The 12,534-nt window shown below is 67.4% G+C and carries 13 protein-coding genes; 7 read left to right on the top strand and 6 right to left on the bottom strand.

Going from position 1 to position 12,534, the window contains the following annotated elements; genetic code table 11:
• Positions 1–14: 14 nt before the first annotated feature.
• On the top strand, positions 15–785 hold the full coding sequence (locus ABQE93_RS12165; RefSeq protein WP_448407648.1) for a DUF3027 domain-containing protein: 771 nt from the start codon (positions 15–17) through the stop codon (positions 783–785).
• Here the strand turns inward: ABQE93_RS12165 and ABQE93_RS12160 are convergent.
• Both ABQE93_RS12160 and ABQE93_RS12155 read right to left on the bottom strand, forming a co-directional pair.
• Entirely contained in the window at positions 782–1,237 is a 456-nt protein-coding gene (locus ABQE93_RS12160; protein WP_448407650.1) for an SRPBCC family protein, read from the bottom strand. The two genes, ABQE93_RS12165 and ABQE93_RS12160, sit on opposite strands and share 4 nt — an antisense overlap.
• Before the next feature lie 27 nt (positions 1,238–1,264).
• Entirely contained in the window at positions 1,265–1,513 is a 249-nt protein-coding gene (locus tag ABQE93_RS12155; RefSeq protein ID WP_448407652.1) for a DUF2530 domain-containing protein, read from the bottom strand.
• A gap of 40 nt (positions 1,514–1,553) precedes the next feature.
• Between ABQE93_RS12155 and ABQE93_RS12150 the strand changes: the two genes are divergently transcribed.
• On the top strand, positions 1,554–2,372 hold the full coding sequence (locus ABQE93_RS12150) for a TrmH family RNA methyltransferase (protein ID WP_448408037.1): 819 nt from the start codon (positions 1,554–1,556) through the stop codon (positions 2,370–2,372).
• Complete coding sequence (locus ABQE93_RS12145; protein ID WP_448407654.1) at positions 2,369–2,641, top strand: DUF2537 domain-containing protein; 273 nt, start codon at positions 2,369–2,371, stop codon at positions 2,639–2,641. Before ABQE93_RS12150 ends, ABQE93_RS12145 begins: the two co-directional genes overlap by 4 nt.
• 100 nt (positions 2,642–2,741) lie before the next feature.
• Here ABQE93_RS12145 and sepH read toward each other — a convergent pair whose 3' ends face one another.
• Positions 2,742–3,545, bottom strand: coding sequence for a septation protein SepH (gene sepH / locus ABQE93_RS12140; RefSeq protein WP_448407655.1), 804 nt, complete (start codon positions 3,543–3,545; stop codon positions 2,742–2,744).
• A gap of 86 nt (positions 3,546–3,631) precedes the next feature.
• On the bottom strand, positions 3,632–4,744 hold the full coding sequence (gene serC / locus ABQE93_RS12135) for a phosphoserine transaminase (protein ID WP_448407657.1): 1,113 nt from the start codon (positions 4,742–4,744) through the stop codon (positions 3,632–3,634).
• Positions 4,745–4,976: 232 nt separating this feature from the next.
• Between serC and ABQE93_RS12130 the strand changes: the two genes are divergently transcribed.
• The 4 genes from ABQE93_RS12130 to ABQE93_RS12115 all read left to right on the top strand — a co-directional run bounded on the left by ABQE93_RS12130 (position 4,977) and on the right by ABQE93_RS12115 (position 11,113).
• The gene (locus ABQE93_RS12130) at positions 4,977–5,402 is read left to right on the top strand and encodes a CAP domain-containing protein (RefSeq protein WP_448408039.1); all 426 of its coding nucleotides are present in this window, start codon (positions 4,977–4,979) and stop codon (positions 5,400–5,402) included.
• A 142-nt stretch (positions 5,403–5,544) separates the two neighbouring features.
• Entirely contained in the window at positions 5,545–6,573 is a 1,029-nt protein-coding gene (locus ABQE93_RS12125; RefSeq protein WP_448407659.1) for an AurF N-oxygenase family protein, read from the top strand.
• A gap of 23 nt (positions 6,574–6,596) precedes the next feature.
• On the top strand, positions 6,597–8,285 hold the full coding sequence (locus ABQE93_RS12120) for an FAD-dependent oxidoreductase (protein WP_448407661.1): 1,689 nt from the start codon (positions 6,597–6,599) through the stop codon (positions 8,283–8,285).
• 125 nt (positions 8,286–8,410) lie between these two features.
• Positions 8,411–11,113: a family 1 glycosylhydrolase gene (locus ABQE93_RS12115; protein ID WP_448407663.1), complete on the top strand. Its 2,703-nt coding sequence runs from the start codon at positions 8,411–8,413 to the stop codon at positions 11,111–11,113.
• Positions 11,114–11,119: 6 nt separating this feature from the next.
• Here ABQE93_RS12115 and ABQE93_RS12110 read toward each other — a convergent pair whose 3' ends face one another.
• Positions 11,120–11,575: a VOC family protein gene (locus ABQE93_RS12110; RefSeq protein WP_448407665.1), complete on the bottom strand. Its 456-nt coding sequence runs from the start codon at positions 11,573–11,575 to the stop codon at positions 11,120–11,122.
• A gap of 123 nt (positions 11,576–11,698) precedes the next feature.
• On the bottom strand, positions 11,699–12,514 hold the full coding sequence (locus ABQE93_RS12105) for a glycoside hydrolase family 16 protein (RefSeq protein ID WP_448408041.1): 816 nt from the start codon (positions 12,512–12,514) through the stop codon (positions 11,699–11,701).
• Between the last annotated feature and the right edge of the window lie 20 nt (positions 12,515–12,534).

The raw sequence follows: 12,534 nt of genomic DNA, 5'->3' as shown, positions 1-12,534 counted from the left end.
CAGTATTAATGGCGATGGACAGCATGACCGAATCTGCCGAGCAAGGCGCGGCGCCGGACTTGGAGACGGTGCTGATGGGCGCCGTCGATGAAGCGCGCGCGGCGATCGTCGAGCACAGCGGTGAAGAAACCGTCGGCGAGTACCTCGGCGCCAGCTTCGAGGACCCCACCGCGGCGACCCACCGGTTCCTGGCCGACATGCCCGGGTACCGCGGCTGGCAGTGGGCCGTCGTCGTCGCGGCCTGCCCGGGCGCCGAGCAGGCCACGATCAGCGAGGTCGTCCTTGTTCCGGGGCCGACGGCGTTGCTGGCGCCCAAGTGGGTGCCGTGGGAGGAGCGCATCAAACCGGGCGACCTGAGCCCCGGTGATCTGCTGGCCCCGCCGGTCGACGATCCCCGCCTGGTGCCTGGCTATATGGCCAGCGGTGACACGCAGGTCGACGAGGTCGCCGCCGACATCGGCCTGGGCCGACGGCAGGTGCTCGGGCCGTGGGGGCGCGACGCGGCCGCGCAGCGCTGGCACGACGGTGACTTCGGTCCGAATTCGCCGATGGCCCGCTCGACCAAACGGGTGTGTCGTGACTGCGGTTTCTACATTCCGCTGTCCGGATCCCTCGGTGTGATGTTCGGGGTGTGCGCCAACGAGTTCTCCGCCGACGGGCACGTCGTGGACTCCGAGTACGGCTGCGGTGCCCACTCGGACACCCCGCAACCGCCGGGCAGCGGATCCCCGCAATACGCCCCGTATGACGACAGCGTGCTGGATCTGGCCGAGCCGGCCGACTAGTTTTCGGCGGCGGCCTTGATTCGGGCCAGCGTCTGGTTCATCCCGTCGACGAGTTCATGTTCGAAACTCTCCACACCGCCCATGAACGCGTTCACCAGCTTGGTGGAGATGGGTTTGACGCCGTGTTCGGCGTGCCGGGCCTGCATCAACCGGGTGCCGGTGTCGGTCGGTTCGAGCTCGAAAGTCCACACCGACCCGTTCTCGTTGACCCGGAACGCCAGCTTCTTTTCCGGAACGAACTCCGTGATGCGGCTCGTGGTGGGCCAGAACAGCATGTTGCGACGGTTGATGTTGATGGTCCGGCTGCCTTGGCGCGGCGGCCCGCCCAGCGGGATCATGCGTCGGCACTGCGGGCTCCACTGCGGCATCTTGCGCAGATCCGAAACCAGCTCCCAGACTTTCGAGACCGGTGCGTTGATGTCGATCTGTGCCTGCAGCAACGGAGCTGCCATGGTGATCCCCTTGTCTGGTCGCCGAATTCAGTCCAGCCCGCTCTGCGCGCCACGGGCACCGCGGCGCACTGCGGAGCGTTGCCACAGGAAGATGACCGTGCCAAGGGCGCCGACGCCGAGTCCGGCCACCGTGTAGGGCCTCCACTCCGCCAACCCCGACACGGTGAACGACAGCACCGCGGCGACCACCCAACCTGCGGCGATCACCACAATAACCGGCCACGGCTTGAGCAGCGCCGGCGGCAGCGAAGGGGGTACCGGGTCGTTGGCTGACATCGCTGATCAACGTATCTGATTTCGGCCGATCGCTACCCTTCTGCACGTGAACGTCGTTGACGTCGCTGACCCCGCCGACCCGCGGCTAGACGACTTTCGAGATCTCAACAGCGTGGACCGCCGCCCCGACCTGCCCAGCGGCAAGGGTCTGGTGATCGCCGAGGGTGTGCTCGTGGTCCAGCGGATGCTGGCCTCGCGGTTCACCCCGCGCGCGATGATGGGCAACGACCGCCGCCTCGCCGAGTTGGCCGCGGACCTCGACGGCGTCGACGCGCCGTACTACCGCGTGGCGCCCGACGTGATGGCCGAGGTCGTCGGTTTTCATCTCAACCGCGGCGTGCTGGCGTCGGCGTCGCGTCCAGGCGAGTTGTCGATCCCGGCGGTGCTCGATAAGGCCCGCACCGTCGCGGTGCTCGAGGGTGTCAACGACCACGAGAACCTCGGCTCGATCTTTCGCAACGCCGCGGGGCTCGACGTCGACGCGGTGGTGTTCGGCGCCGGCTGCGCCGATCCGCTCTACCGGCGCGCCGTGCGGGTGTCGATGGGTCATGCGTTGCTGGTGCCCTATGCGTGGGCGAGCGACTGGCCTCATGCTCTGCATCTGTTGCGCGACAACGGTTTTGCGCTGCTGGCCATGACCCCTGATCCCGCGGCGGGCACGCTGGCCGACGTGATGGGAGCCCTCGCCGACCGCAAGGTCGCCATCCTCGTCGGCGCCGAAGGTCCCGGCCTCACCGAACGCGTGATGCGGGCCAGCGATCTGCGGGTGCGGATCCCGATGTCGCGGGGCACCGACTCGCTCAACGTCGCGACGGCTGCCGCGCTGGCGTTCTACGAACGGGCTAGGTTGGGTTCGTGACCGACGACTCGACGCCGTGGGCCATGGGTCTGACGGTCGCTGCGTTCGTCGCGGCTGTCGTCGCGGCGGCGATCGTGGTGCTCAGCCTCGGGCTGATGCGGGTTCATCCGCTGTTGGCGCTCGGTCTGAACCTCGTTGCCGTCGGCGGGCTGGCACCAACCGTGTGGGGTTGGCGCAAGCTGCCGGTCTGGCGGTGGTTCGTGCTGGGGGCCGGCGCCGGGGTGGCCGGGGCCTGGATCGCGGTGGCAGCGATCGCCGTCGGCGGGTGACCGCTTTACTTTTACTGCCGAGCAGACACAGAAGCGCCCGCAACGGGCGTTGGTAACAACATTCTCTGTCTGCTCGCGGGAGGGCGAGCGGGAGGGAAGGTCAGCGCTGGCCGCTGGAGCGCACGCCCAACAACACGTCCTCCCACGCCGGCACCGGCGGCTTACCCTTGCGGGCCCGCGCCGGCTTCGGCTCGGCGGGCGGCTCGGGTCGGGGTTCGGGCTCGGGTGCGGCCTGGGTGGTCGGCGCCGTATCGGGCAGCATCGGCTGCTCGTCGTCGTCGAGATCGGCGAGCGGGGCGACGGGCCGCAGCGGACGCGCGAAGTTCGGGTCGATCAGCTCGCAGGCCGCGTCGTCGAACGCGGTCACCGTGCCGCCGTGGGCACCGGGGGTGAACCGGAAGTGCGCCTGCAAATCAGACTTGCCGGCCTTCCACGCCAGCTGCACGGTCCAGCGGCCGTCCTCGTTGCGCCAGGCGTCCCAGGTCGTCGCGTCGGGGTTCAGACCGCGCGCGATCAGGGCCGTGGTCACCGTCTCCAGCAGGGTCAGCACCGCGGGGCCGTCGGCGAGCACCGGGTGCGCCGCGCTGGCCAGTTCCGCGGCGCGTGAGCGTTCCAGCAACACTGGGTGGGCGAAGCGTTCGACGCGTTCCACGTCGACGCCTGCCGAGGACGCAACCTGCTCGACGGACGCACCCGCACGGATCCGGGCTTGGATTTCTTTGGGACGCAGCACGTTTGAGACCTCAACATCGCTTCGTGTTTGACTCGAGCCGCTTCTGTCGCCACGCACAGCCGCCCGCAACCGCTCATCTGAGCGCAGAATGAACTTCTCTGAAGAGCCGTCGGCCTCGCAGACGATGTGTTTGCCGTCGACGTCAAGACCAACGACCTTGAGTTCTCGCATGCCGACCTCCTCAGGGCTAGCGCCAAGCCCGATCAACCGGACCCTACTGCGTTATCTCCCCGTTACCGCGCAGACACGCGGTGGCCTCAGAGCCGTTCCACCACCCAGTCGACGCATGCGGTCAACGCGCTGACGTCGTCGGGTTCGACGGCCGGGAACATCCCGACGCGCAACTGGTTGCGCCCGAGTTTGCGGTACGGCTCGGTGTCGACGATTCCGTTGGCCCGAAGCGTCTTGGCCACCGCGGCTGCATCGATGTCGTCGGTGAAATCCACGGTGCCCACGACCTGCGAGCGCAGCTGCGGATCGGTGACGAACGGCGTGGCGAACTGCGAGGCCTCCGCCCAGCCGTACAGCCGCTGCGACGAGTCCGCGGTGCGTTTGACCGCCCAGTCCAGTCCGCCGTTGCCCAGCATCCAGTCGAGCTGGTCGGCGAACATGACCAGGGTGGCGATCGCCGGGGTGTTGTAGGTCTGGTTCTTGAGGCTGTTGTCGATCGCGATCGGCAGCGACAGGAACTCGGGCACCCAGCGGCCTGAGGCGGCGATGGCCTCGACGCGGGCCAGCGCGGCCGGCGAGAAGATCGCGACCCACAGGCCACCGTCGCTGGCGAAGTTCTTCTGCGGTGCGAAGTAGTAGGCGTCGACGTCGCGGATGTCGACCGGCAGTCCGCCGGCCGCCGACGTGGCGTCGATCGCGATCAACGCATCGCCGAAACCGTGCGGGCGCTGCACGGGAACAGCGACGCCCGTTGAGGTTTCGTTGTGCGCCCAACCGATCAGGTCGACGGACGGATCGGCCTGGGGTTCGGGGGCGCTGCCGGGGTCGGCCTTGACGACGACGGGATCACCGACGAAGGGGTTCTTGGCCACCGCGGCGGCGAACTTGCTGCTGAACTCGCCGTACGTCAGGTGCAGCGAGCGCTTGTCGATCAACCCGAACGCGGCCGCGTCCCAGAACGCCGTGGTGCCGCCGTTGCCGAGGATCACCTCGTAGCCGTCGGGCAGCGAGAACAGTGTCCGTAACCCGTCGCGGACGCGGCCGACGAGGTTCTTCACCGGCGCCTGCCGGTGCGACGTGCCGAACAGCTCGCCCGCGTCGGCCAGCGCCCGCAGTTGCGCGGGCCGAACTTTGGAGGGCCCGCAGCCGAACCGTCCGTCGCCGGGCTTGAGGTCGTCGGGAATCGTCAGTTCGGCCATGGACCCAGAGTAATGACCGCGGTTGGGCGCCTACGGCCGGGATCGCGGCCGGCAGAAACGCCGGAAGATCAAAAAATGTGGCCGAAACGTTATCCATCGGTGCCCTTTCGGTCATACTTGGACGCAGGTCGGGGGACCGAAAATTCGAGCCCGTTCTGGGGGGCACGTGTTTAGAGGGAAAGTTTCGACCTACCCGCCGGCCTGTACGGCGGCTGTGATGCTCTTCGTGTCGATGCTCGCTGTCGCGCCGGCCCAGGCTAACGGCGGTGACGAGGGCGGCGCAGTGTTGAACCTGATCAACGCCACCCGTGCGGCCAACGGCTGCGGCCCGGTCGCGCCTAACCCGCAGCTTGCGGCCGCCGCCGCGCGGCACGCTCACGACGTGCTGGTCAACGGCGCGCAAGGCCATGTCGGTACGGACGGGTCGTCGGTCGCGCAGCGGGTGCGCGACGCCGGCTATGGACCCAACGCCACCGTGGGCGAGGTCGTCTTCTGGGGTACCGGTACCGCCCGCAACCCCGATGCCGCGGTGAAGTGGTGGATGAACAGCCCGGGTCACCGCGCGATCATCACCGACTGCGGATTCACCGAAGCCGGGTTCTCGACGGTGAGCAACGGCATGAAGATGTCGGCGGCAGGGGACTTCGGGAAGCGTTAGGCCCCGTTTCTGTGACGCTCGTCACATAGTGGTGCGCTGGTGTGGCTGGGCCACATCGTGGCCAGCGGGTCTACCAAATATGCGATACCTCCGGTACTGTGTACATCTGCCCGGTAGATGTAAACCTCATAGGAGGCTTCGAATGGCCCGGACACGCTTGGTCAGGCGTTGGCGTCGCAACATGGAGATCGGCGACAGCCCCGAAGACAAGGCTTACGCCGAAATGCTGAACACCCTCTCGGAGGGCTCGGTGCGGCGCAATTTCAACCCCTACACCGACATCGACTGGGACTCTCCGGAGTTCGAAGTCGTCGACAACGACCCCCGCTGGATTCTGCCGGGCACCGACCCGTTCGGCCGGCACCCCTGGTATCAGGCGCAACCGGTCGAGCGGCAGATCGAGATCGGGATGTGGCGTCAGGCCAACGTCGCCAAGGTCGGCCTGCACTTCGAGTCGATCCTGATCCGCGGCCTGATGGAGTACGCGTTCTGGACGCCCAACGGCTCACCGGAATACCGCTACTGCCTGCACGAGGCGGTCGAAGAGTGCAACCACACCATGATGTTTCAGGAGATGGTGAACCGCATTGGCGCCGACGTGCCGGGTATGCCGCGGCTGCTCAAGTGGGTCCAGCCGGTGATCCCGTTGGTGGCCGGGCCGCTGCCGATCCCGTTCTGGTTCGGCATCCTGGCCGGCGAGGAGCCCATCGACCACACGCAGAAAAACGTGCTGCGCGAAGGGCGCGACCTGCATCCGATCATGGAACGGGTGATGGCCATCCACGTCGCCGAGGAGGCTCGCCACATCTCGTTCGCGCACGAGTACCTGCGCAAGCGGCTTCCACACCTGCCGCGCCGCAAGCGGTTCTGGTTGTCGATCTATGTGCCGTTGGTCATGCGGATCCTGTGCTCGGCGATCATCGTTCCGCCGCGCGCGTTCTGGAAGGAATTCGACATCCCGCGTTCGGTGCGCAAGGAAGTGTTCTTCCGCTCGCCGGAGTCGCGCCAGATGCTGCGCGACATGTTCGGTGATGTCCGGATGCTGTGCCATGACACCGGTTTGATGAACCCGATCGCGAAGCTGGTGTGGCGGGTCTGCAAGATCGACGGCCCGCCCAGCCGCTACCGCAGCGAGCCGGCCCGCCAGCACGTCGTCGCTGCCGCCGCGTAACCTCAAGGAGGCGTGAGGCTTTCGTGCCCCATGTGATCACCCAGTCGTGTTGCGGCGACGGGTCGTGTGTCTTCGCCTGCCCGGTGAACTGCATCCACCCGACGCCGGACGAACCCGGCTTCGCCACCGCCGAGATGCTCTACATCGACCCCGCGGCGTGTGTTGACTGCGGTGCGTGTGTGTCGGCCTGCCCGGTGGGGGCGATCGCGCCCGATACCCAGCTGACGCCCGAGCAGCAGCCGTTCGTCGAGCTCAACGCCGCGTACTACCCCGAGCGCGAAGGCAAGCTGCCGCCGACGTCGAAGCTGGCGCCGGTGCCCGACGCGCCTAAAATCCATCCTCGCCCCGGCGGCCCGCTGACCGTCGCGATCGTCGGGTCCGGTCCCGCGGCGATGTACGCCGCCGACGAACTGCTCACCCAGCGCGGTGTGCGGGTCAACGTCTTCGAGCGGTTGCCCGCCCCCTACGGGCTGGTGCGCGCAGGTGTCGCGCCCGACCATCAGAGCACCAAGCAGGTGACGCGGCTCTTCGAGACGATCGCCGACCAGCCTGGGTTCGCGTTCTATCTCAACGTCGAGGTGGGAACCGACCTCACGCACGCCGATCTGCTGGCCCACCACCACGCCGTGCTCTACGCCGTCGGCGCGGCCAACGACCGTCGCCTCGACATCGACGGCATGGGGATGCCGGGCACCGGCACCGCAACTGAATTCGTCGCCTGGTACAACGGTCATCCCGAATTCTCCTCGCTGTCAGTCGATCTCGGACACGAGCGCGTGGTCCTTGTCGGCAACGGCAACGTCGCGCTGGACGTCGCCCGCATTCTCACCACCGACCCCGATGTGCTGGCGCGTACCGACATCGCCGACCATGCGCTGGACGCGCTGCGCGCCTCGAAGGTCCGCGAGGTGGTGATCGCCGCCCGGCGCGGTCCCGCGGATTCGGCGTTTACGTTGCCGGAGTTGATCGGGCTGTCGGCCACCTGCGATGTGGTGCTCGCCGCCGCCGATCACGAGCTTGTGGCCAGGGATCTGACTGCTGCCACAGATCCGTTGACGCGCAACAAGTTGCAGATCCTCAGCCAGCTCGGCGACGCCGCAGCCCCGGCGACCCGGCCCCGGATCCGGTTGGCTTATCACCTGACACCCACGCGGGTGTGCGGTACGCGGCGCGCCGACGGTGTCGAGTTCACCGTGACCGCCAGCGAGGACGATGCTCGCCGGCTCGACGCCGGGTTGGTGCTGACCTCAATTGGGTACCGCGGCAAGCCCGTTCGCGATCTACCGTTCGACGAGACCAAGGCCGTGGTGCCGAACGACGGCGGCCGCGTCCTCGACCACACGGGTGCGCCGGTGCGCGGCAGCTACGTGGCCGGGTGGATCAAACGCGGGCCGACGGGGTTCATCGGCACCAACAAGTCCTGCGCCGCGCAGACCGTGCACAACCTGGTCGCCGACTACAACGACGGTCTACTGGTCGACCCCGTCAAGGATCACGCCAAGCCAAGTGCGCTCGACAAGCTGGTGCGACGCAGGTGTCCGGACGTGGTCGACGCGGCGGGTTGGCGCACGATCGACGCCGCGGAGGTCGCCCGCGGTGGCGGCGAACGCCCGCGCAGCAAGTTCACCGCGGTCACCGACATGCTGGCCGTCGCGGCGGAGGCGCCCAGGCCCCGGTTGTACGAACGCGTGCTCGCCGGTTTCCGCCGCTGACGGGTCGCCGCGAGACTGCCAATTAGCAGGCCGTTACTCGAACTTTCTCTGCAGAACCGCAGTTTCGCGACGATGAATCCGCCGAATCGCCTGAGAAACCGGGCCTTCGGCGGTATAGCAACAGCATGAACGCTGCGGCATACGTCGGTCGAGTCGGAAGTCTTGCACTCGCCTTGGGAGTCGGCATCGCGGTGGCCACCGGCTATGGCTCCGGCATGGCATGGGCGGAGACATCAGAGACGGGGACGTCGAGCGCAGAGTCCTCAGCGTCTTCGGAGGCGTCGGAATCGTCGATTTCCAGCGCTGCGGAGTCGGGCCAGGCTGATGAGAGCGGCACCGAAGCCGACGCCAAGGCCGAGGCCGAATCCGAAACCGAGGCTGAGCTTGATATCGAGCCGGAGGATGAGCTCGACGAGGAACTGCAGCCGGAAGCAGAGGAGCCGGAGCCCGAGCCCGAATCGGAAGCCGAAGTGGCGCCCGATACCGAAACCGAGCCGGAAGCCGAAGCGGAGGAGCCGTCCGAGCCGTCGCGAAGCTCCGGTGAGCCCGCGACCGAAGAGCCCGTCGCGGCGTCACCGACCGCGACGGTCAACGCCACCCGCGTCGACACCGAGATCGACGACGAAACGATCGACGCGTCGACACCCGACACCGCCGAGGTGGCCATCACTTCCCTTGCTGCACAGGCCGCCTCACCGACCGCTGCGACGGTCACCACATGGAACGCGCCGGCGTTCCCGTCGCTGCGGCCGTGGCCCACCGCGTTCGACCCGAGCACCGCCATCACCTACGTGACGGGCATCGTGTTCAGCGTCGTCAACGCGGTTTTGGCACCGTTCGCCGCGGGTTTGCCTGCGCCGCCGAGCGGCCCGCCGACCGTGTGGACGCTGCTGGCGTGGGTGCGACGCGAGCTGTTCAACTCCACGCCCAGGGTGTCGGCGGAGCCGCCGCCCTACACGCAGAGCCTCGTCGACGGCGAGGTGATCATCACCGGCAGTGTCGGCATCACCGACCGCGACGGGGATCCGCTGACCTACACCGTCGTCGGCCGCCCGCTCAACGGCGGTGTGGTCGAGGTCGACGCCGACGGCAACTTCACCTACCGGCCGATGAACGCCATGGCGGCGGTCGGCGGGTGGGACTCGTTCACCGTGGTGGCCGACGACTCTGCCGCCGGACTGCACATCCACGGGCCACGAGGGCTGTTGCAGTTCGTGCCCATCGTGGGCAACCTGATCTATCCCGGTGGCGGTCACCGGGCCACGCGCACCATCACCGTCAACGTCACTCCGGTCGACGGCGTCGACCTGACGTTTCCCGACGGATTCGGCTGGGGCGTCGCACATTCGGGCTTTCAGGCCGAGGGCGGTCCCGGGGTGCCCATGGACACCAACTCCGACTGGTACCGCTGGACCCACGACCCGTTCAACCAACTGCTGGGCTTGACAAGAGGGGTGCCCGAGGACGGGCCCGGCGCCTACCTCAACTACGACGCCGACGCCGAGCTGGCTCGCGACGACTTGGGTATGAACACCTTCCGGATGGGCATCGAGTGGAGCCGTATCTTCCCGGAATCCACAGCGTCGGTGGATATCTCGGATGAAGGTGGCGGTGTCAGCCTGGCCGACCTGCAGGCGCTCGACGCGCTGGCCAACCAGCAGGAGGTCGAGCACTACCGTGACGTGCTGGCCTCGCTGCGCGAGCACGGCCTCGAGCCGATGGTCACCGTCACGCACTTCACCCTGCCGGTGTGGGTGCACGACCCGGCCAAGACGCGGTTGCTGGTCCAGTTCGGGCTGCCCGCCCACTCGGCGGGCTGGCTGTCGTCGTCCACGCCCGTCGAATATGAGAAGTACGCGGCGTATCTGGCGTGGAAGTACGGCGATCAGGTCGACCACTGGGTGACGCTCAACGAGCCGTTCCCGCCGATCCTGACCCAATACCTGTCACCGCCGATCCCCGGCAGCCCGATCCCGCACTGGCCGCCGGGGATCGTGCGCCCGGACCTGGCCGCGACCTTCCTGGTCAATCAGGCCAAGGGGCACGTCGCCGCCTACGACGCGATCCACACCTGGGACACCACGTCGGCGACCGACGGCCAGCCCGCGGCGTCCGTCGGCTTCAGCAACAACATGATTCCCGCGCGCCCGGCCAACCCGAACAACCCGCTGGACGTGCAGGCCGCCGACGCCTGGAACAAGTACTACAACCACTGGTTCCCTAACGCCGTGATCGACGGCTGGGTGGACGCCAACTTCGACGGCATCAAGACGCTCGATGAGATCCACCCCGATTTCATGGACAAGGTCGACTTCCTGGGCGTGCAGTACTACGGCTCGTCTCCGATGCAGGGCTTCGGGCTGGCGCCGGTGCCCGGCATCCCGTTCCTGCAGGGCATTCCGGTCCAGTGCTCGCCGAGTTCACCCACCTGCAGCGATTTCAACCAGCCCATCGATCCCGGTGGCTTCCGGGAGGTGCTCGAGGTCGCCGCCTCCTACGGCAAGCCGATCTGGATCACCGAGAACGGCATCGCCGATGCGGGTGACTCGAAGCGACCGCCGTATCTGACCAACCACATCGCGGTGGTGCAGGACCTCGTCGCGCACGGGGTGGATATCCGCGGCTACATCTACTGGTCGTTCGTCGACAACCTCGAATGGGCGCACGGCTACGACCTGCACTTCGGCCTGTACGGATCCGACCCCACCACGCCCGAGCTCGAGCGCACACCGAAGCCGGACAGCATCGCGGCCATCAGCGCCATCACCGGCGCCAACGCGCTGCCGATCGAGGTCCTGCAGAACTACGTTCCCGGAGTAGATGCCTGACCTCGGCTACTGCATCTGCTTGACCGCTTGGTCGATCTCCTTCTGGCTGACCTCGCGCACCGGCTGACCCAACGACCACATGTGACCGAACGGGTCGCGCACCTCGCCGTAGCGGTCGCCCCAGAACATGTCCTCGAGCGGCATCACGACGGTGGCGCCGGCGTCGACGGCCTGCTGGAACTTGGCGTCCACATCGGTGACGGTGAGGTGGATGGTGACCGGCGAACCGCCCAGCGCCTCCGGCGTCACCGACTTGCCGTCGTTCATGTCGGGGAAGTCGTCGTTGAGCATCACCATCGTGCCGTTGATCCGCAGCGCGGCGTGAAACAGCCGTTTACCGTCGGGGGCGGGCACCCGGCCCAGTTCCTCGGCGTCGAATGCCTTGACGTAAAAGTCGATCGCAGCCGCGCCGTCGCTGACGGTGAGCATCGGGGATACGGCGGGCTGAACCTCAATGGCCATGGGCGTCCTCTCATTTATCTGGCGGCCCCACACGGGGTTATCCGTACCGACCGGGTAAGCGCCCGCAATTCATCGGTACGACGCCCATGCAATCACCGGGCACCGACAGAAACGGGGCCTCGGTCAGCCGGAGAAGACGCGCACCCAGTCGACGATCATCTCGGCCGGGTAGTCACCGCCTGCGGGGTCACCGCCGCCCGACCCGGCGACCGCCAGGTTGAGCACCGGGAACATCGAGTAGCCGGGATGGTTGAACGGCCAGTGCTCGATCGAGTACGCGGGCACCTCGAAATAGGGCTCTTTACCGGGCACGTAGTCCTGCCAGAAGTACATCCCGGCATCGGTCCAGGACATCCGCCAGGTATGCCAGGCGCTGTCCACCGGGTACGGCTGGGTGGCGAACGACGTGCCGTCCAGCAGCGCGTGCACCGTGGAGCCCGACGGCCAATCCTGGTTGCCGTACCACTCCATCAGGTCGACCTCGCCGCCGACCTCGGGGTGGTCGTTCATCACCCACCACGCCGGCCAACACCCGTTGGTCAGGCAGTTGAGCTTGATCCGGGCTTCCCAGGTGGTGTTGATCGGACCCCACCACTTGCCCTGGATCTTGCCGCTGACGTATTTGCCGTCAGGGTTGCGCGTCGCGCGGATGACCAGGTTGGAGTTGCCGTCGAGGAACACGTGCTCGCGGCTGTCGCGGTACTGGCCCATGTTCTCCGGACGGTCCCAGAACACCGGGTTCTTGATCGTCTCGCGGGCCTTGGCGATCGACCACTTCGACGGATCGGGCGCCGAGCCCGCGGGCCCGTCGAACTCATCGGCGAACAGGAACGTTTGCGCCTGGCCCGCTGGTGCGGGCTGGGCGTGGACTTTGGGCAGGGGGACCGCGGCCGCCAAAAGGCCGAACCCGGTCATCAACATCATGTTGCGTCGGTCAATGTGGCGCACTGGACCACCAT

The organism is Mycolicibacterium sp. XJ662, assembly GCF_053484035.1.
Note: the sequence above shows the minus strand (reverse complement) of the source record. Positions and strands in the feature narration are given on the sequence as shown.